An 18,873-nucleotide genomic window follows, 5' to 3' on the forward strand; every position below is an offset into this window, starting at 1 on the left:
TTACCGCTTAGGAATGGAAAGGACTGAAGTCCTCACTACGAACCTGCAATCAATTTTATAGTGAGGGCTTTAGCAAAGTCCGATCTAAAGACTAGAAGTTTTCCCAACTTGAGCCTGAGTAGCAATTGGTTTAACATCGGTGTAGCCCATATTATTAGCTACATCGCGCAGCACCGAAATTTGCTGTTCAAACTCCAGACCTTCAATTTGATCTAACACGCCATTCACAGCCTCAGTTGCCTCATATCCTTCGGGGATATCGACAATTTTATCCCCCATATCAATAGCCCAAGCATACCAAACCAGCAACTGATTGTTAGCAGTTAAAGCTCCGTAAGCGCGAGAATAAGGCGTGTCGTCACCGTTGACAATACCTCGCATTATATTCAGTTGTTGGTCGTGGGAAAGGTTGTAAAAATCATTTAGCAACATGGGAGCTAACTCTGGTTCCGCAGCAGTGGGAGCGGCTGGTGTAATTGAGTCTCCCATTTTTTCATAAATAAAGTAGAGCAGTGCCAGTTTTTCATCTGTACCCAAACCGTTTATTTTATCAACCATGTTTTGAGTATCGTCTGAGAGAGCGTGAGTATTGGTCGCGGCGGGTGAGTTCATAAGTTAAAATTCCTTAAAAATGCTTCCAGAATATATAAATATCAACATTTGTAGGTACAAGTCACCATCCCCGAGAGGTAATGCGATTTTAGATTTTAGATTTTAGATTTTAGATTTTGAAATGACTTATTTCATAAGGGTTTTGAGCTTGCAGAGAGTTGTCTTGTTTTCGGAAACTGGTGTAATGCTGAGCCAACGTCTTAAAATAAATCATCCTTGAGATAGAAGCCAACAATACATCTGCGGGAAGATGAAAATAATAGGAATTTTAGCGACAATAATTATATTGAATTGTTAAATAAAAGTAACAAGGAGTCGGCTATGTCTGAAGTTAATCCTCAAGTGAATACAGAATTAGATAACACTCAAACATTTGATGCTCAACAGATAACTGAAAGCGTAGAAGCTGGAGAACAAAAGTTGCCTGAGGTTAATGTATCAGCCGACTACGAAGCTTCAAAAGAATTCAGCGTTAGCGATATCGATCGCACGAGTGCCGGCGCCGAAGCTGCCGCTGCTGCAACTGCGCCTAAGTTTGAGATTCCCGCTGCTAAAGAAATCCCAATGCCGGCGGATGCACAGGGAAATCCCGATGATTTTTTAGCGATGGCTAAGGAAGTTAACCGCACAGGTGCACCGGGCAATGTTACGGACGATTTGGTGCAAAAGGCGATCGAAATGGGTACTCCCGGCAGTTAATTTAGAATCGAGACTTAAATTTAGCCCTCTAAGGTACGTAGTTGCGCTTCAGCGCTCTTTGCTGATATTTGCTAAGAGCGCTGAAGCGCAACTACGTACCTAATTTGTTTAAAATTGGTATTGCTAATGTATCAAGTCGATCGCACGACAAATCTTGCCGATCGCGCGATCGGGCAAAATTTCCACCACCAAATCCACGCCATCGCCCTCAAGCATCGACTGAATATATAACTCAGGATGCAGTGCTTTCCAGAAATATTCCACAAACCGATTAATTTCCGACTCTGACATTCCCGACTTCCCCGCAGCCATCATTTCCCGTTCCGCCTGATTGCGCCACACTTGAGAAAGGCGATAATCTCGGGGATACAAAACCATCAACCGATCTAATCGGTTCCACAGTGGCAAATAGTCGTGCAGCTTCGCATTCATATCGCGCGCAAACTGACAGTCGCCCTCTGTGGAAATCGGAAACGGCGCCGCCGCCAAAAACTCGTTCAATTTGCGATCGGCGACTGGATTTACGCCGACAAACCAACCTTCAAACAGTACAATATCCGCACCGGAAATAAGTTCTGATTGACTTCGATCGCCCGCACCTCCCCAGGCTGATTTTTCAAACCGGGGAATTTCTATTTTTTGACTGTCAAATGCTGCTAATTCCCCCGTGTGAGAAGCGCGTAACTTGTCTAAAACGGAGATTCCCAAGTCAATATCGTGAGTGCCGGGGGGGCCGCGCCAAATTAAACGCGGGTCAGCTTGTTGGAGATTTTGGCGATCGGCATAAGTCTTGTAAAGATCGTCTAAAGAAAGGCTGACTGTGGAATATCCCAATTTTCCCAGCATCAGCCTCAAAACTTGGCATAAAGTAGTTTTTCCCGTTCCTTGGACTCCTAAAATTCCTTGAATTAAAGTCCGGTTTAAACTTTGTTTTTCAGTCGATAATTGCATCGCCAGTGGCAGCCACAGATTCCACAAACTTTCTAGAAAAACACTTGACTTGACGGGGAAAGTATGCAGTCGATCGAGTACAGACAGGAATAAATCGGTTTTGTGGCGGACAACATCGGCTGCGTTGTCAGGAGTAATGTTAAAAGCGCGCGATCGCAGATCGTCGGCAAGTTCCCAACAGGCGAGGCGATCGAAATCGGGAGCGATCGGGCGATCGCCCGATCGCCAGCGGTGTAAAATTTCAACAGGCGTTAAAGTCGAGCCAACCATTGTAGATTTTAGGATTGGATAATGGGATGATATTATATCGAGTCGATTACCATAACAAAAATGGTTTGTAGTGCGGACTTCAGTCCGCTCTAACGCTGCGGACTTCAGTCCGCACTACGAACTAATTTTACTGTTTGTAGTGCGGACTTCAGTCCGCTTTCACGCTGCGGACTAAAGTCCGCACTACGAACTAATTTTACTGCGATTAATCGATCAGACACGATATGATTTAATAATAGATATCTTACAAAAGTCGTTTTAATCACATTTTGGAACGGGCAAGATGCCCATTCCACAGAAAAAAAAATTGTGGAACGGGCATCTTGCCCGTTCCTAGCTATTGTGCAAGAGGTCTAATTCAAAAATTCTGTATGAGTTGGGAGGCCGCGCGGACTGGAATTATTTTTTTAAACTTGTATCAAAACTTTCTAAGGGGAGGCTAGTTTTAGGCAAATAATATCTGCAAGCGACAAATATTTTACCATTTTTTAAGAGCCAAGTTTGAAAGCTTCTACAAATAAATTGTAAGTCACGCCAATTTTTAGAGCATTGAGCATTTCCACCCACAAAGCACCAGCCACCAGCCGCCTGCTGCTGTAAACCAGTCGGTTCGCCAACTCGGCGAACAACACCAACATCCCGGCTACGATAATATCCCAATTAGCGGCTTGTCCGGCGATCGTCGAAAGAGCAGTTCCCAAAAAATTGCCGAACAGCAGGCTAATTACCAGCAGCGAAATCCGCCGCCAAGGATTGCTAGCCCAGCGTGCAAATTGCTCGCCCAGAACATCAATCAATCTGTTAATTCGGGTATTCTGCATAAAAGTTAAAAGTTATGCGGATGAGTCAGTCGATTTTAGATTTTAGATTTTAGATTTTAGATTTACTTGCAGGATTGAATCTGCTGGGAGATTGAACAGGAGTCTCAAGTTTTTGGCTAGATCCTCAAGAGTATCGGGGCTTGTAGCTGTTTTTGAGCGGGGTTAAAAAATGCCGATCGCGAACAACCCCAAATCCTTACCGGATCAGTATCCGGCAATGTCAAGTCTCAAATTTAACATCTAAAATGGTATTGAGCGATCTGGAGCTTTATAGCCCCGAACCGTCAAGTAATTAAGTGTAGCTGTATCTTGTGGCACAGTAGCCCCGGATTCTACATTCAAGATTGGTAGGACTAATTGCAGGGGTGCAGTCTATCCTTTAAGCATAAAATTTATGAAACTTCAAAATTACCAGATATTAATTGGAATGGCGATCGTTCTATTTACAGGAATGTTTCTCGGACGTTTTGAAATCACCATCTCCAACGGTGCAACTCGATCGAGCGATTTGCCCTCAGCAGCCACCGCACTCCCCCCAACACCCCCGGTTTCGAGAGTCGCGACAGGTGCCGCAGACACCGCTAGCAAGCCCAAACCCGAGTTACCCCCAGAAGCAGAGGAAGAAAGCAATTCCTCAATCCCTGTCAATGGCAAAGCTGCCGGCAGTTTGCGAGTCAGCAACCGCAGCGAACACCCAGTGCGAGTGGCCTTGCTGTCGAAACGGCAAACCGAGAAATCCTACGGAAAACCGGCCCACTGGGATTTTGCGCCGGGGGAAGGTGGTGGTAAGGGACTGATGCTATCGCTGCCGGAGGGCAAGTTAAAAGTCAAACAGGGAGACATTCTGGTGGTTTTTGCTCAGGATGGTTCCCGCCGCTACTGGGGGCCTTACGTCGCCGGGGAGACAGCCTCGCCCGCTTGGAATCCCAAAGCCGAAGAATGGCAATTAACTTTGCAGCAGTGAAAGCTTAGCTGCGGGCTGAGATTTTGATTGAGAAACCCGGTTTCTGCGGTTTTGTTGAGAACGGTGCAAGATTTGAATTGAACCTGAGATATTGCGTTTTTCAAGAGCGGGCCCGACACCCCACAAGAAGCTTGATGTCTTGTGGAACAGGCATCTTGCCTGTTCTTGAGAACGCTGCAAGATTTGAATTGAACCGGATTAGATCGAATTCCCAGTTTCGAGAAGGCAATTTTTCGGTAGACTTCTATGCGAGTTAAAATTTTAAATCTAAAATCGCAGGAAGTTTGGGTGAAGGAAGTTATTAAAAATTTGTCAGAATATTACAGGCATCGGCCGATGGTACCTTTGTTGCTATCGGTGTTGTGGCTGTGCGCGATCGCCTGGGTAGCTTTCTTGTGGAATTTAGGCAACATCGGCTTAGTTGACGAAACCGAACCGCTGTTTGCTGAAGCCGCCCGTCAAATGACGGTGACAGGGGATTGGATCACTCCTTATTTCAACAGCGAAACCAGGTTTGACAAGCCGCCGTTGATTTACTGGCTGATGGCGGTGGCTTACCACACTCTGGGCGTTAACGAGTGGGCTGTGCGCCTTCCGTCGGCTTTTTGTGCGATCGCCCTGACTTGCCTCGGATTCTACACTCTATCGAAAACAGAAGGAAGAAGGAAGAAGGAAGAAGGAAGAGTCAATGAGGAAGAAGGAAGAGTGAATGAGGAAGAAGCAAAATTCTCCCAATCTCCCAATCTCCCCCTCTTTCTTTCTACTCCTTGGATTGGTGCGGCATTAATAGCTTTAAATCCCCAAACTATTGCCTGGGGGCGGACTGGCGTTTCTGATATGCTATTAGTTGCCTGTATTTGTTCGTCACTTTTGGCATTTTTTCTCGGTTACACGCTAGAAGAACAGAGAGAAAAAGCAGAACTTTCCACCATTTCTGCTGGGCGATTTCCCAATAAATGGTATTTGACTTGTTACGTACTAATTGCCTTAGCAATTCTGGCTAAGGGGCCTGTGGGAATTGTCATCCCAGCGATGATTATTGGTAGCTTCGGGCTGTATTTGGGAAATTTTCGGCAACTTTGGCGCGAAATGCGTCCGCTGTCGGGAATCTTGATTATTTTGGCGATCGCCCTACCTTGGTTTATTCTCGTTACTTTAGCCAACGGTGAAACTTATATTGACAGTTTTTTCGGCTATCACAATTTCCAGCGTTTTACTGGAGTAGTCAACAAGCACTCGGCGCCTTGGTATTTTTACTTTTTTGTAGTGCTCGTCGGTTTTGCGCCTTGGTCGATTTATTTGCCGGTGGCGATCGCGCGTACCCGTTTTTGGCAGCGCAGTTACTGGCGCCGTCAAGCGCGATCGGCACAATTAAGTTTATTTGCCCTATTTTGGTTCGGCTGCATCTTTGGATTTTTCACAATCTCCGTGACAAAATTGCCCAGTTATGTATTGCCTTTACTGCCCGCCACAGCCATTTTGGTAACGCTGCTGTGGAGCGATATTATTGCAGGCAAGCAACCACAAAACAGACCGGGAAAGTTAGAGAAAAAACCAAATTCTTTACCGCGAGGACTGTTAGTTACATACATTGTTAATGTCGTATTTTTATTGATTCTAGCCGGAGCAACTTTCTACTGCTACCACTGGCTGGGAGATGACCCGGCAATGCCCAATTTTCCGCAAGCAATTCAGCAGTCGGGATTGCTGATGGTTGGCGGTGCAATTTGGATAACGGCGGCTGGGGCGATCGCACTTTTACTCTGGAAACGTCAACAACGCTGGATTTTGGTAGCTAACTTCATCGGATTAGTCGCATTTATCATTTTTGGTCTGACTCCCGCCTACAATTTGGTCGATCTCAACCGCCAGTTACCTCTAAGAGAGTTAGCGAAGGTTGTTGTCCAACAAAAACTGCCGGGAGAAGAGTTGATGATGATTGGTTTCTGGAAACCGAGTCTAGTTTTTTACACCCAAGATCCGGTGACTTTCTACCGACTTCCCAGGGGCGCGAAAGACTACATTGAGCAATCCAACAACAACACTTCTCCGATGATTCTCGTGCTGGGATATCCACACAAGTTTGTGGAATTCGGATTGCAGCCAAATCAATATCAACTATTGGACAGTCGCGGCGCGTACCAACTGGCAAGGGTTCCGAGAAAGGCGTTTTTGAATTAGTGTATTGTACTGCGGTTTTGGCGAGCCGACCTATTAGGAAGAGTTCATGGAATTCACTGGAAAATTTGAAACTCACCTTACCGTTGGCCTCAAGGACTTGGACAGAGTAGAGGCGCTTGAACAATGGGGCATTAATCATGGTCTAAAACTTCTCCATATAGTTCTAGACCGTGGGGTTACTGTATCTCAACTAATGTTGACCCGGCATGGGCAAGGTAGCCTGACAAACGAGTTAAAGACGGCATTTGATTCAAGCCAATCTCTAAATGCTGAAGGCTTCACGGTGACACGCATCAAAATTGAGGTGCCACAGTGGAACCAGAGTGTTCCGCAGTCTAATGCCGAAGCACTAAACCATCCATGCGATCGCTACTTTGAGCATCATATCAAACTGTTGCTTGAACCTTCTACTGATATTCTGCCTCTGATTGACCTGGCCGAAAGACATTCTGCTCATCTCTCTCGTAATCTCTTCCAGACTCGGAGTGACCAATATCACGAGCGATTTGTCACTCAGCGTTGTATCTCCGTTGGTCGTGTTGAAGCTCAACAACAACTTCACACTCTCTTAAAAGCGATCGCTACTTTGAGATATTTAGCGATCGATGTCGAAGCAGAATTTGTTGTCTATGATAGTAATCTTGACCTTGACGCAGGTTGGATTCAAGGGAAAGAATCACCAATTTTACACGGATAATTATCAAGCAGAATATAAAATCCGAGGATAGCACGAATAATAGGGAAAGAATCACCAATTTTACACGGATAATTATCAAGCAGAATATAAAATCGGAGGAGAGGATGTATAATAGGGAAAGAATCACCAATTTTACATTAATAACTATCAAGCATAATATAAAGGAGGATTAATGAAATACGATCCGAAGACATACATCATTGTTTCAGAACAAGGTCAGAAAATTGAACGACCAACAGTTTTCGAGCCTGCACTAATTCCCCAGAAGCATCTTCGGGGAGCATTTCGTCTGGGAGAGCCAATATTTGAAGATCCAGAAATTAGAACTCAATGGCTGAATATTCGTCGGCAAGTGATGGATTATCTGCTGCAAATTATTAGTTGTTCAATCTGGAAAGATCGCCTTGTCTTACGAGGTAGTTTATTACTGAAAGCATGGTTAGGAGATGTGGCGAGAGAACCCGGTGATATAGACTGGGTTTTTATACCTCACGATATTAGCGTCAATTCCCCTTTATCTAGAGAATTGTTCAATGGATTAATTCAGATAGTTTCAGCTCATCCTCATGTAGGTAATGCGATTATTGACGTGGACAAAATCTCCCTAACTGAGATTTGGACTTATGAACGTGCATCAGGTAGGCGCATTATTTTTCCTTGGAAAGCAGACGGCTTTCCTTCAGGAGATTTGCATATGGATGTGGTTTTTAATGAAGAACTATTGTGCGATCCAATTCAGGTCTATATCCCTTCCTCAATTGGTGAAAATAGGTTAGTGTGGGCAGCTTCTAAAGAACTGTCATTGGCATGGAAATTGCTTTGGTTAGAAACCGATACTTATCCACAAGGCAAAGATTTGTATGATGCAACACTCTTAGCGGAGCAAACTTCATTGTCTTTTGACATTCTTTATAAAGTTCTTCATTCAAGTGAAGATTGGAAGAATCAGGCGGCAGTGAAACCAAACTTTTCTTGGAAATCTGGATGGCCTTGGACAGAATCACCGTGTTCAGCATATCTAGATTGGGACAACTTTAAGCTAGAGTATCCTGGGGTTGAAGGGGAGGCAAAGGATTGGCAAGCTCGGCTTTCACGGGCCTTAGCACCGACATTTACCAACCTTGATGATTGAACCTTCGTAGTTATTAATAATGATAATTAGCCTGCCATTTGTTCGAGCTACCCTCAACCTGCCTGAAACAATGGATAATGGAGAGGACGCCATTTTAATTGTAAAAGTGTGGTAGCCATGACTGAGTTACTCGAACGTGCGATCGCCAAGTTGAAAACCTTGTCTGCAAGCGAGCAAGATGCCCTCGCTTCAATGATTCTGGAAGAACTTGAAGACGAGAGGCGCTGGGATCGAGCATTCTCCCGTTCCCCAGATGCTCTTGCTAAACTCGCAGCCACCGCAATGGCTGAGTATCATGCAGGTCAAACCCAAGAACTCGATCCAGAAACATTGTGAAGTCACGCACTACAACCGAGTTCCGCAGATTATTTGCTGATTTACCCGAACAAGTTCAACAGCAGACACGCTCGGCGTATCGCCAATTCAAGGAAAACCCAAGTCATCCAAGCCTGCGTTTCAAGAAGGTGCATCCAGACTTACCAATCTAGTCTGCCCGAATTAGCAAAAACTATCGAGCAGTTGGTCAGTTGGATGGAGACACTGCAATCTGGTTTTGGGTTGGTTCACACGCAGACTACGACAAGTTTCTGGGGCAGTTGTAGCAGTGTCTGCAGCCACCCAACATCATCTAGAAAAGCGTATTTAGACGAGTGGAAAATTATGATTCCAATCAATGAAGCTCAACAGCAATTGCAGCAGTTAATAGATTCGGTGAGTGAGTCGCATCAACCTATTGTGATTGCAGGACAGACTAGCAATGCAGTGTTATTATCTGAATCTGATTGGGCATCGGTACAGGAAACATTATATCTACTGTCAGTGCCAGGGATGCGGGAATCGATTCGGGAAGGAATGGCAACGCCGATCGAGGATTGCGCTAGGGAGTTGGAGTGGTGAATTGGAATCTGGTATATACCAAACAGGCACAGAAAGATGCCAAAAAGCTCGCTTCTAGCAATTTACGAGACAAAGCGCAAGAGTTACTAGACATCATTCAAACCAATCCGTTTCAGAATCCGCCACCCTACGAGAAATTGGTGGGAGATTTGGAAGGCGCATATTCAAGGCGAATCAACATTCAGCACCGTCTGGTGTACGAGGTGATTGAGTCAGAGAATACGGTAAAAATTTTGCGGATGTGGACGCATTATGAGTAATGTTTCTAACAAGTTAACTAATACCGAAGGAGTACGATCGCCATTTGGAGCGATGAACTACCACACTAGACGTGCCATAATCAGCGATATTATCTGGTATGCGATCGCCTAGACATATTATGGACGCACTAATCGGCAAAAGTTTACAGGGCGGAAAATATACCCTCGAACAAGAACTCGGGCGAGGCGGCTTTGGAATTACCTTCAGAGCAAATCACCGCTATTTAGGACAGCCCGTCGTTATTAAAACCCTCAACGAATCTCTGCGGCGCGATCCCAAATTTGCCGAGTTCGATCGCAAATTCCAAGACGAAGCAAGGCGATTAGCTTCCTGCGTCCATCCGAATATAGTCCGCGTCAGCGACTTCTTTGTCGAAGACGGACAGCCTTACATGGTAATGGACTACATAGCCGGTCAGAATTTGGGCGATGTAGTCGGTACAAGCAATCCCCTCCCCGAAAATCTGGCAATTCTCTACATCACTCAAATTGGGGCTGCTTTGAAAGCAGTTCATCAAAAAGGTTTGCTGCATCGAGATATCAAACCGCAAAACATTCTGTTGCGCCAAGGTACTCAGGAAGTTGTGCTGATCGATTTTGGCATTGCCCGCGAGTTTACAGCAGGCGCAACTCAAAGTCACACTAATATGGTGTCCGACGGTTACGCACCGCCAGAACAGTATTTCGCCCAAGGAAAATATACGCCCGCTACCGATGTTTACGGGCTAGCGGCGACGCTTTACACTTTGCTCACAGCCAGGGTGCCCGTGGCTGCCATTTTGCGAACCAGCCAGCCGATGCCTTCACCCCGCGACTTGCGGCCTGACTTAAGTGTGACTGTGAGTCAAGCGGTGATGCGGGGGATGACGGTAGAGGCTCAAAATCGCCCTGCTAGCGTGGATGAGTGGCTGTCGCTGCTGCACGGGCAGGGTGCAGGGTCGGACACCGGGCCGACGCTGGCGGTGATGCCGGGACACGGGCCTCAGTCGCCGGCAAATCTGAGAACAGCGCCTGCTGTAGTGACGAATGGCTCCGGCAACCGCAAGGTTTGGTTGATTTTGGGGTTTGTGACGATCGCACTTATATTCGGTGGTTTAGTCGGGATTGCGAGGATTTTCTTCAACGGACAATCTTCGGAACCGGCACCGGTGGCGAAGGACGATCGCACTTCCACCCCCGCAGATCCAGACGCACGCACCAGCCCCATACCAATTCCCACTCCCACACCCGCACCAATTCCCCCTCGCCGAGAAACTCCGTCGCCTGCTGCTGAAACTCCCGCGCCAACTCCAACTCGAACTCCAACTCCAACTCCCGCGCCAACTCCAACTCCGGCCCCAACTCCAGCACCAACAACAACTCCAACACCTGAGGCTGGGAAACCCACACCAGCGGAAAAACTGGTTGACAAGCAATTGCCGCCCGATCGATCGCCCCCACCCAGCGAAAAACCCGGAACCGGTTATCAGAAGACTCCCACTATCCCAGGGTTTGCCGTTGGTACGCCGGAAAGTCAGATTGTAAGTGCACTGGGAGATCCCACAGACTCTCAATCCCGCGGCTATTGGCCGAATACTCGCACCGCACTTTATGAATTGCTGCCGAACCGGGTGACTCTCGGCTATATTTACGATCGCAATTCCGAACAACTCGTGCAAACAGAGGGTTCTTTTGCCCAGTCGGTGGACGATTTGGTAGTCCGAACCGCGTTAAACGGCATGGTGGGCGGCGCAGATAAGGAGATTTTGCAAGGGTTCCGGGACGTGCAGCAACGTCGCACCAATCGGTTTAATTTTCAGAAAGGTTCGTTGAAAGGGACGATCGAACGCAACAATCGCGATCGAATTTACATCGGCGTCTGGGACAAAACTTTGCATTAGAAATCTTCCACCGGTGTAGAGAAACCGGGTTTTTTAACGAAAATATTTGCCCAAAATGCTCATTCTCACAGTTGGCGATCGCAAGTGTCACAATACTTAAAGGTTTTTTAGGTACGTAGTTGCGCTTCAGCGCTCAAGCGCAACTACGTACCTTTTTGAATCTGTCTCGGTTAAAAAACCCGGTTTCTTGGTAGTGCGGCCTCTACTATTTGCCAAACAATCCCCAATCCCCAATCCAAAATCCCCAATCCTCAATTCAAAATCCAAAATCTTCAATCCAAAATCTAAAATCTAAAATCCAAAATCGATTGACGTTATACAAAATATTAGCTATGATTAGAGAACACGAGGGGCTGTAATGGTTTCGACAGGGTGGCGAAAGCTGCTCCGTGATGCAGGTCGAGAGGGAGTCTACTCTCGTTAATATCGGCTCAAAAAAAATAGTAAATGCGAACAACATCGTTCCTTTCGCTCGCAAAGCCGTAGCTGTAGCCTAAAAACTTCTCTAGCTTGGTTCAGAGTGTATGCCGCTTAACTCCGTTAAAGGCAGCATAACAACCCCCAACGGATGCCCTAGCTAAACGTTTCTAGTCGTCTAGCCGGGAAAGCAATCACTAGAAAATCCTCCCATTTAGGATAAAGATGGTTCCCGCCCCAAGGATCAGAGGGGATAAACCTGTGAACGATCGGAAGGTAAATACCCATTTTGGACGGCAGTTCGATTCTGCCCAGTTCCATAAAAAAGGTAGCGTAAAATCAATGGTTTAAGCCATTTGAAAGTTACTTTAAAGCATAAAAAGGGCAGAGAATTAATTCTCTGCCCTTTTTGTTTGGGCTATATCTCAAAGGAGTGATATCAAATCCGGTAGCATCGGAATTATTAGTAGCCAAAATCAGGAGACGGCAGTGCCGTGTCCCTACCGACAAATATTGTAGGGAGACGGCACTGCCCTGGACTCTATATCATTCTGGTGTAACCGGAATTGATATCATATCAATTTCATTAGTATCGCAATGATATAAACGGACGAGACGGCAGTGCCGTGTCCCTACAATTAATCATGGTAGGGACAGGGCACTGCCGTCTCCTCTTCATTCCTCAACCATAAGTTAGCAACCCATTAGTCAAGCTTGGGGATCAGATAACTATAATTTCACCTCATCCATCGGTTCTTGGGGCCTGTCCGGCGATATACTATTAGGCGGTAAAGCATTAAAAATCTTTACAAAGTCCCCGCTCTCTAAGCCTACTCCTACGAAGGACGGGTGAAAAATTATATGGCGATCGCTCAAAAGCTGGAAACATGAACCCAGGAATTGACTTACAAGGAAGTTTTGTAGAAGCCCTGACGAATTTGGGCTTACCGGCGGACATCGCCCACGTGCTTTGGCTACCACTGCCAATGGTGCTGATGGTTGTCGGTGCTGTATTCGGTGTACTGACTAGCGTCTGGCTAGAGCGGAAAATTTCCGCCGCCGCTCAACAGCGGATTGGCCCCGAATTCCTCGGCCCTCTGGGAGTCCTAGCACCCGTTGCTGACGGCATGAAGTTGGTATTCAAAGAAGACATTGTACCGGCAAAAGCTGACGCGCTGCTGTTCACGCTCGGCCCGGTAATTGTCGTGATTCCAGTGTTTCTGTCCTACTTGATCGTACCCTTCGGAGAGCATATGCTCATCGCCGATATGGGGACAGCGATATTTCTCTGGATTGCTCTTTCTAGCATTCAGCCGATCGGCTTGCTGATGTCGGGCTATGCTTCTAACAACAAATACGCTCTCCTCGGCGGACTCAGAGCCGCTGCTCAATCCCTCAGCTACGAAATTCCCCTAGCTTTGGCAGTATTGGCAGTTGTGATGATGTCCAACAGCTTAAGTACGATCGACATCGTACACCAACAAGCCGGCTACGGCATCATCGGCTGGAACGTCTGGCGACAACCCGCAGGTTTCCTGATTTTCTGGATTGCAGCACTAGCCGAATGCGAACGTTTACCCTTTGACTTACCCGAAGCAGAAGAAGAATTGGTAGCAGGATATCAGACTGAGTATACAGGCATGAAATTTGCCTTATACTACATCGCTTCCTACGTTAACCTCGTCCTTTCTTGCCTGCTAGTAGCCGTTTTGTACCTCGGTGGTTGGGAATGCCCGATTCCCGTCGGAGTCATCACAAATGCCCTGGGATTGAGCGAAACAACTCCTTGGTTACAGGTAATTACCGGCACGCTGGGCATTACAATGACCTTGTTGAAAGCCTACTTTTTCCTGTTCTTGGCAGTTCTGCTCCGTTGGACTCTGCCACGAGTTCGGATTGACCAATTGCTAGATTTGGGATGGAAGTTTTTGCTTCCGGTTGCTCTAGTTAACTTGCTATTGACCGCAGCTTTGAAACTTGCCTTTCCCTTTGCTTTTGGCGGTTAATTCATAATAGGTAAAGGGAGCTGTAGGGAAACGGCACTGCCGTCTCCTGATTGCCGGATATAACTGTAGGGAAACGGCACTGCCGTCTCCTGATTGCCGGATATAACTGTAGGGAAACGGCACTGCCGTCTCCTGATTGCCGGATAAAAATACCTGTTAACTCTCATTACCTATTATGAATTAGCAATTACCAAAAACTCAAGTACAGAGAGAGAAAACGATGCTAAAATTCCTCAATCAAGTAGGCGAATACGCCAAAGAGACTGTTCAAGCTGCTAAGTATATCGGCCAAGGACTAGCAGTGACCTTCGATCACATGAGACGCCGACCAGTTACAGTGCAGTATCCTTACGAGAAACTAATTCCTTCCGAACGTTTTCGGGGCAGAATTCACTTTGAATTTGACAAGTGCATCTCCTGCGAAGTCTGCGTTCGGGTATGTCCAATCAACTTACCTGTTGTAGATTGGGAATTTAACAAAGAAACTAAGAAGAAGCAACTCAAGCACTACAGTATCGATTTCGGGGTGTGTATCTTCTGCGGTAACTGTGTAGAATATTGTCCGACTAATTGTTTGTCGATGACAGAAGAATACGAGTTAGCCGCCTACGAACGTCATGAATTGAATTATGACAACGTGGCCCTCGGACGTTTACCATACAAGGTTTCAGACGATCCGATGGTGACACCGTTGCGCGAATTCGCTTATTTGCCGAAAGGTGTGATGGATCCTCATGAAGTTTCCTACACCGATCGCCGTGCAGGTCTCCGCCCAGAGGAAATTCAGGAAAGTAAGTAATGGGAATGGGGAATGGGGAATCGGTAATTGGGAATGGGGAATGGGGAATGGGGAATCGGTAATAAGTTATTGGAACTAACAAACAACAAATTACCAACTACCAACTACCAATTACCAATTGCCAATTACCAATTGCCAATTACCAATTCTCAATTACCAATGCCCAATTACCGATGGCCAATGCCCAATTAACAAAGGATTAAATATTGTGAATCTAGCCGAAGGGGTTCAAATTGTTTCATTTGGCATACTCGCCGTAATGATGATTGGAGGAGCATTAGGAGTAGTCCTGTTCTCCAACATCGTTTACTCAGCATTTCTGCTGTGTGGCGTATTTACCAGCATTGCCGGCTTGTACCTATTGTTGAATGCTGACTTTGTAGCAGCAGCCCAAATCTTAATTTATGTTGGCGCTGTTAACGTCTTAATTTTGTTTGCCATCATGTTGGTAAACAAACGAGAAGAGTTCCGCACAATTCCTAACGCTTGGGTGCGTCAAGTCGCAACCGCAGTCGTTTGTGCTGGTTTGTTTGCGCTGTTGGGTACAATGGTCGTGTCTACTCCTTGGGCGATCGTGACAACGACGGGAGCACCCGCCGAAAGTTCGATCGTGACGATCGCCAAACACTTCTTCACCGACTATTTGCTACCTTTCGAGTTAGCATCGGTATTTTTGTTGATGGCAATGGTAGGAGCAATTGTGTTGGCGCGCCGCGATTTCTTCCCGGATGAATTATCCATGAAGCAATCAGATACACCAGCTTTTAGTTTGCCTGAACGCCCCCGCGAATTAGTTTCAGCCGGTGATGTTTCTTCACCGGAAACAAAGTAATTGTAGGGTGTGCACTGCGTACCTATCTGTTCGTCAGGCGAGAAACCTGGTTTCTGTTCGCAGCCTCTGTATCTGCCTGTTTTGTAGTAATTTAGACTGAGAGCAACTCCCAAAAATTATGCAACTGCAACTCCAGTATTTCCTGTTATTAGCTGCTGCACTTTTCTGCATTGGCATTTACGGTTTAATTACCAGCCGAAACGCCGTGCGGGTATTAATGTCGATCGAGTTGATGCTGAATGCAGTCAATCTCAATCTGATGGGTTTTTCTAACTATCTTGACCCCGTACAGATTAAAGGTCAAGTATTTACTGTTTTTGTAGTAACCGTTGCGGCTGCTGAGGCTGCTGTTGGTTTGGCGATCGTCTTGGCGATTTACCGCAACCGCAATACCGTAGACATGGAAGAGTTTAATCTGCTGAAATGGTAATCAGCGGTCATTAAGCTGTCAGAATTAAGGTGGAGGGTTGACCAAATTGGGGAATTTCGGTGCTTTAGCTCAAATATCCCCAACCCTCAACCCAATAAATTAGAAGCAAAAGACCATCAAGGGCGATCGGCTAATAGAGATAAGCTTGAAATGTTTTCAGATGTCGCAAAACTATAAAATGTCTGAAAAGTATCGTGTAATACCACTTCAAACAACTTCAAACCAAAGCTCCCAGAGCAGTTGGTAAAAATCCTAATTACTGCCAATTCTCAATAAAGTCGCTGTAGAATACAGCAATACAGATAATTTTTCTCACCAATACTTCGGACGGGTGCATCTGGCGCAAGGCAAATATGTTTGTAGGGGCGAAGCATGACCGAAATCAATATGAGATGATAACTAATAACTTATATGCGGTCATGCTTCGCCCTCTTGAAAAGTGAGATGCACTCCTTCGGACAGTATTCGATCGCCAAGAAGAGCATCAAAGTTTCAAGGGGAGTCGGTAATCGAGTTGCCAACGGAAAATCAAGGGTTTCAGACTACAACTAAAAACTGTCCGGACTATTGCTCATAATTGTAGCTTATTTTAAATATCGCGATCCCGAAAGGGTGCAGTAGCGATCTGAATTTTGGAAACTTTGCTACTTGTAAGGAGTTTTTGTGTTACTTAAGTTCGGGTATCTTAAAAATTAGCAATTCCCGATTGTAACCTACCGAATTCATTGGGACTATCGTACCATTTTTTTAACTTATATTGAGTCATATCGGACAATCTATAGCAGTGGAAAGTGGACAGTTGACAGTTGACAGTTGCAGAACCCGAATCAAATCATTGATGCAGTACGGGTATCGGCTCTATTCATGAAGTTATTTATGCCCTCACCGATGTGGCGGTTGCTATAGTATGAGAAAAATTCAAAAACATACTGGTAAAGCCTTTGTAACTGCTGCGAGCGCAGCCTTATCAATTCTGGCGGCTACCATGATTCTCGATCGCTCCGAAACTCAGCGATTTCAGGAACAACAACAGGCAGATACTCTCAATCAACTGAGTACCGTGCGAGCCCGTTTGGAAGGGGCAATTAACACCAGACTTCTTCTCGTAGAAGCTTTAGTCACTCATGCTTCAACCCGTCCCGAACTCACCCAAGATGAATTTACAGCTATTGCTTCTCCTCTGTTGGAGAGGTATCGAGGGATTCGGAGTACGAACCTAGCCAAAAAATCGGCGATTAGTCATATTTATCCGGTTGTAGGCAACGAAAAAGCTTTCGGGTTGAACTTAGCAGCAACGCCGACCCAAAAAGAAGCTGTCGATCGAACTATTGCCTCAAAAAAATCGGTTGTTGCCGGCCCGGTTAAACTCGTACAAGGCGGTACTGCATTTATTAACCGATCGCCTATTTTTGTCAAATCAATAGAGGGAAAATCTGAATATTGGGGACTCGCGAGTATTTTGGTCAATCCCGAAACTATCTATGAAGAAGCCGGATTGTTACAAGAATCATCTAACTTAAAATATGTACTGCGTGGCAAAGATGGATTGGGGGAAAAAGGTGAGGTTTTTTTCGGCAATGGGGCAATTTTTCAGGAAAAACCCGTTTTTCTTTCCGTCACGTTACCGAACGGTTCTTGGCAGTTGGCCGCCGTTCCTAAAACTGGATGGTATGACCATTCACCAGTTACTATTTGGTTGAGGGGAGGAGGTATGACGATCGCACTTGTGGGAAGCATCGGTGTCTTCATTTTAGCTAGCGAACCGGCACGGTTGCAATTGGCGATCGATCGCGCCACCGCCGCATTGCGCCAAAATGAAGAAACACTCAAACAGAAGAATGCCGAGATGAAAGCCTTGAATTCAGCGTTATCTGAAAGCGAAGGTCGCCTATCGCAATTCCTCGATGCCATGCCCATTGGTGTTTTTGTCACCGACAGTCACGGAAATCCCTACTACACCAATCAAACTGGACAGCATCTTCTCGGTCAAGGTGTGGTAGCATCCGTTGCCGAACAAATTCAGATTCAATACAAAATTTACCAAGCTGGTAGCGATCGCATTTATCCTCAAGAATCAGATCCCCTGTTAAATGCGTTGCAAGGAAAAAGCGTGCGTCGCGAGGATATGGAAATTCATCATCCAGACAAAATTATTCCCATTGAAAGCGCAGGAACGCCGATTTACGATGCGGATGGAAACCTAAGTTATGCGATCGCAGCTTTCCAGGATATCACCGAACGCAAACAAGCTGAAAAATTGCGCGAAGATTACAATCGAACATTAGAGGAACAAGTTGCCGAACGCACAGCCGAACTATCCCAAACCTTAACCGAACTCCAACTAACTCAAGATGAATTAGTGCAATCGGAAAAAATGGCAGCATTAGGTCAACTCGTAGCAGGAGTTGCTCACGAAATTAACACCCCGTTAGGAGCAATTCGCTCTTCTGTTAGTTATATTACCGACTTTCTCAACGAAAACCTCAGCCAATTTCCCACATTATTTCGCGAACTTACCCCAGAACGAGAAACACAATTTTTGGAATTGTTGCAACGATCCATTACCAACACCACGATCGTATCCGGTCGCGAACGCCGACAACTCAGAAAAACAATTACTAGCCAACTCGCAGCCCAAAACATTGAGAAATCTGAAGGATTAGCCAATATCCTCCTCGACTTAGGAGTTCACGATCGCCTCGAACCTTTATTCTCACTTCTACGACAAAGCGACAGCGACCAATTTCTCAAAACTGTACGGGCCTTTGTGCGCTTGCAGGCCAGCACCCGAGATATTAACATCGCCAGCGATCGTGCCGCCAAAGCCGTGTTTGCCCTAAAAACCTACGCCCGACACGACTCTAGCGGTGAAACAATCGAAGCGAACATCCTCGACGGCATAGATGCAGTTTTGACCCTCTATCAAAGCTGATTGACTGACAAAAGTTTAATTAGCCCAAACTACAGTGGTAGCTTGAAACTCAATTCTGTAAGTTCTTTGCTGATGTTGTAGACGAGAAGCCTT

The 18,873-nt window shown here is 45.9% G+C and carries 20 protein-coding genes and 1 other RNA gene; 17 read left to right on the top strand and 4 right to left on the bottom strand.

Features of this window, described 5'->3' with window-relative positions; genetic code table 11:
* Positions 1 to 84 precede the first annotated feature (84 nt).
* A complete protein-coding gene (locus tag JGK14_RS01640) occupies positions 85 to 612 on the bottom strand; it encodes an orange carotenoid protein N-terminal domain-containing protein (protein WP_293191757.1) in 528 nt (175 codons plus the stop codon).
* Positions 613 to 933: 321 nt separating this feature from the next.
* Here JGK14_RS01640 and JGK14_RS01645 point away from each other — a divergent pair, with 321 nt between their 5' ends.
* A complete protein-coding gene (locus JGK14_RS01645) occupies positions 934 to 1,311 on the top strand; it encodes a hypothetical protein (RefSeq protein WP_293210481.1) in 378 nt (125 codons plus the stop codon).
* Between the two features lie 123 nt (positions 1,312 to 1,434).
* Here JGK14_RS01645 and JGK14_RS01650 read toward each other — a convergent pair whose 3' ends face one another.
* Together JGK14_RS01650 and JGK14_RS01655 are read right to left on the bottom strand one after the other, a co-directional pair.
* Entirely contained in the window at positions 1,435 to 2,532 is a 1,098-nt protein-coding gene (locus JGK14_RS01650; RefSeq protein WP_293216214.1) for a glycerate kinase, read from the bottom strand.
* Positions 2,533 to 3,020: 488 nt separating this feature from the next.
* A complete protein-coding gene (locus tag JGK14_RS01655) occupies positions 3,021 to 3,353 on the bottom strand; it encodes a DUF565 domain-containing protein (protein ID WP_293176267.1) in 333 nt (110 codons plus the stop codon).
* Between the two features lie 394 nt (positions 3,354 to 3,747).
* Between JGK14_RS01655 and JGK14_RS01660 the strand changes: the two genes are divergently transcribed.
* The 11 genes from JGK14_RS01660 to nuoH all read left to right on the top strand — a co-directional run bounded on the left by JGK14_RS01660 (position 3,748) and on the right by nuoH (position 13,787).
* Complete coding sequence (locus tag JGK14_RS01660) at positions 3,748 to 4,317, top strand: hypothetical protein (RefSeq protein ID WP_293210479.1); 570 nt, start codon at positions 3,748 to 3,750, stop codon at positions 4,315 to 4,317.
* A 246-nt stretch (positions 4,318 to 4,563) separates the two neighbouring features.
* Positions 4,564 to 6,498: an ArnT family glycosyltransferase gene (locus tag JGK14_RS01665; RefSeq protein ID WP_325314703.1), complete on the top strand. Its 1,935-nt coding sequence runs from the start codon at positions 4,564 to 4,566 to the stop codon at positions 6,496 to 6,498.
* Between the two features lie 46 nt (positions 6,499 to 6,544).
* Positions 6,545 to 7,195, top strand: coding sequence for a hypothetical protein (locus JGK14_RS01670; RefSeq protein ID WP_293191765.1), 651 nt, complete (start codon positions 6,545 to 6,547; stop codon positions 7,193 to 7,195).
* Positions 7,196 to 7,367: 172 nt separating this feature from the next.
* Positions 7,368 to 8,327, top strand: a complete 960-nt coding sequence (locus JGK14_RS01675; RefSeq protein ID WP_293191767.1) for a nucleotidyl transferase AbiEii/AbiGii toxin family protein — start codon at positions 7,368 to 7,370, stop codon at positions 8,325 to 8,327.
* 117 nt (positions 8,328 to 8,444) lie between these two features.
* Complete coding sequence (locus JGK14_RS01680) at positions 8,445 to 8,663, top strand: hypothetical protein (RefSeq protein ID WP_293191769.1); 219 nt, start codon at positions 8,445 to 8,447, stop codon at positions 8,661 to 8,663.
* Positions 8,664 to 8,824: 161 nt separating this feature from the next.
* Positions 8,825 to 8,929 carry a hypothetical protein gene (locus JGK14_RS33945; protein WP_442921416.1) on the top strand — a complete coding sequence of 35 codons (105 nt, stop codon included), beginning with the start codon at positions 8,825 to 8,827 and terminating at the stop codon, positions 8,927 to 8,929.
* A gap of 58 nt (positions 8,930 to 8,987) precedes the next feature.
* Positions 8,988 to 9,224 (top strand): type II toxin-antitoxin system Phd/YefM family antitoxin, encoded by a 237-nt coding sequence (locus JGK14_RS01685; RefSeq protein ID WP_293191771.1) that lies wholly within the window; start codon positions 8,988 to 8,990, stop codon positions 9,222 to 9,224.
* Complete coding sequence (locus JGK14_RS01690; protein ID WP_006632711.1) at positions 9,221 to 9,484, top strand: Txe/YoeB family addiction module toxin; 264 nt, start codon at positions 9,221 to 9,223, stop codon at positions 9,482 to 9,484. The genes JGK14_RS01685 and JGK14_RS01690 overlap by 4 nt, the downstream gene beginning before the upstream one ends.
* A 98-nt stretch (positions 9,485 to 9,582) precedes the next feature.
* A complete protein-coding gene (locus JGK14_RS01695) occupies positions 9,583 to 11,364 on the top strand; it encodes a serine/threonine protein kinase (RefSeq protein WP_325314704.1) in 1,782 nt (593 codons plus the stop codon).
* 349 nt (positions 11,365 to 11,713) lie between these two features.
* Positions 11,714 to 12,104: a transfer-messenger RNA gene (gene ssrA, locus JGK14_RS01700) on the top strand.
* Between the two features lie 564 nt (positions 12,105 to 12,668).
* Positions 12,669 to 13,787 (top strand): NADH-quinone oxidoreductase subunit NuoH, encoded by a 1,119-nt coding sequence (gene nuoH, locus JGK14_RS01705; protein WP_293176334.1) that lies wholly within the window; start codon positions 12,669 to 12,671, stop codon positions 13,785 to 13,787.
* Here nuoH and JGK14_RS01710 read toward each other — a convergent pair.
* Entirely contained in the window at positions 13,784 to 13,954 is a 171-nt protein-coding gene (locus JGK14_RS01710) for a hypothetical protein (protein ID WP_293203330.1), read from the bottom strand. The genes nuoH and JGK14_RS01710 overlap by 4 nt on opposite strands.
* Positions 13,955 to 14,007: 53 nt before the next feature.
* Between JGK14_RS01710 and ndhI the strand changes: the two genes are divergently transcribed.
* The 5 genes from ndhI (at position 14,008) to JGK14_RS01735 (ending at position 18,780) form a co-directional block, all read left to right on the top strand.
* On the top strand, positions 14,008 to 14,586 hold the full coding sequence (ndhI, locus tag JGK14_RS01715; protein ID WP_293149617.1) for an NAD(P)H-quinone oxidoreductase subunit I: 579 nt from the start codon (positions 14,008 to 14,010) through the stop codon (positions 14,584 to 14,586).
* 33 nt (positions 14,587 to 14,619) lie between these two features.
* On the top strand, positions 14,620 to 14,778 hold the full coding sequence (locus JGK14_RS01720) for a hypothetical protein (RefSeq protein WP_293176249.1): 159 nt from the start codon (positions 14,620 to 14,622) through the stop codon (positions 14,776 to 14,778).
* Between the two features lie 16 nt (positions 14,779 to 14,794).
* Positions 14,795 to 15,418 (top strand): NADH-quinone oxidoreductase subunit J, encoded by a 624-nt coding sequence (locus tag JGK14_RS01725; protein ID WP_293216222.1) that lies wholly within the window; start codon positions 14,795 to 14,797, stop codon positions 15,416 to 15,418.
* Between the two features lie 124 nt (positions 15,419 to 15,542).
* Positions 15,543 to 15,848, top strand: coding sequence for an NADH-quinone oxidoreductase subunit NuoK (nuoK, locus tag JGK14_RS01730; protein WP_228042566.1), 306 nt, complete (start codon positions 15,543 to 15,545; stop codon positions 15,846 to 15,848).
* Between the two features lie 907 nt (positions 15,849 to 16,755).
* Entirely contained in the window at positions 16,756 to 18,780 is a 2,025-nt protein-coding gene (locus JGK14_RS01735; protein WP_325314705.1) for a CHASE domain-containing protein, read from the top strand.
* Positions 18,781 to 18,873: the final 93 nt, after the last annotated feature.

The organism is Microcoleus sp. PH2017_28_MFU_U_A, from assembly GCF_020738035.1.
Lineage (GTDB): Bacteria > Cyanobacteriota > Cyanobacteriia > Cyanobacteriales > Microcoleaceae > Microcoleus.

What these genes read in the sequence shown, in the direction of transcription:
- JGK14_RS01640 (WP_293191757.1), bottom strand. Translation starts at nt 612, where the DNA reads ATGAACTCACCCGCCGCGACCAATACTCACGCTCTCTCAGACGATACT.
- JGK14_RS01645 (WP_293210481.1), top strand. Translation starts at nt 934, where the DNA reads ATGTCTGAAGTTAATCCTCAAGTGAATACAGAATTAGATAACACTCAA.
- JGK14_RS01650 (WP_293216214.1), bottom strand. Translation starts at nt 2,532, where the DNA reads ATGGTTGGCTCGACTTTAACGCCTGTTGAAATTTTACACCGCTGGCGA.
- JGK14_RS01655 (WP_293176267.1), bottom strand. Translation starts at nt 3,353, where the DNA reads ATGCAGAATACCCGAATTAACAGATTGATTGATGTTCTGGGCGAGCAA.
- JGK14_RS01660 (WP_293210479.1), top strand. Translation starts at nt 3,748, where the DNA reads ATGAAACTTCAAAATTACCAGATATTAATTGGAATGGCGATCGTTCTA.
- JGK14_RS01665 (WP_325314703.1), top strand. Translation starts at nt 4,564, where the DNA reads ATGCGAGTTAAAATTTTAAATCTAAAATCGCAGGAAGTTTGGGTGAAG.
- JGK14_RS01670 (WP_293191765.1), top strand. Translation starts at nt 6,545, where the DNA reads ATGGAATTCACTGGAAAATTTGAAACTCACCTTACCGTTGGCCTCAAG.
- JGK14_RS01675 (WP_293191767.1), top strand. Translation starts at nt 7,368, where the DNA reads ATGAAATACGATCCGAAGACATACATCATTGTTTCAGAACAAGGTCAG.
- JGK14_RS01680 (WP_293191769.1), top strand. Translation starts at nt 8,445, where the DNA reads ATGACTGAGTTACTCGAACGTGCGATCGCCAAGTTGAAAACCTTGTCT.
- JGK14_RS01685 (WP_293191771.1), top strand. Translation starts at nt 8,988, where the DNA reads ATGATTCCAATCAATGAAGCTCAACAGCAATTGCAGCAGTTAATAGAT.
- JGK14_RS01695 (WP_325314704.1), top strand. Translation starts at nt 9,583, where the DNA reads ATGCGATCGCCTAGACATATTATGGACGCACTAATCGGCAAAAGTTTA.
- nuoH (WP_293176334.1), top strand. Translation starts at nt 12,669, where the DNA reads ATGAACCCAGGAATTGACTTACAAGGAAGTTTTGTAGAAGCCCTGACG.
- JGK14_RS01710 (WP_293203330.1), bottom strand. Translation starts at nt 13,954, where the DNA reads ATGAGAGTTAACAGGTATTTTTATCCGGCAATCAGGAGACGGCAGTGC.
- ndhI (WP_293149617.1), top strand. Translation starts at nt 14,008, where the DNA reads ATGCTAAAATTCCTCAATCAAGTAGGCGAATACGCCAAAGAGACTGTT.
- JGK14_RS01720 (WP_293176249.1), top strand. Translation starts at nt 14,620, where the DNA reads ATGGGGAATGGGGAATGGGGAATCGGTAATAAGTTATTGGAACTAACA.
- JGK14_RS01735 (WP_325314705.1), top strand. Translation starts at nt 16,756, where the DNA reads ATGAGAAAAATTCAAAAACATACTGGTAAAGCCTTTGTAACTGCTGCG.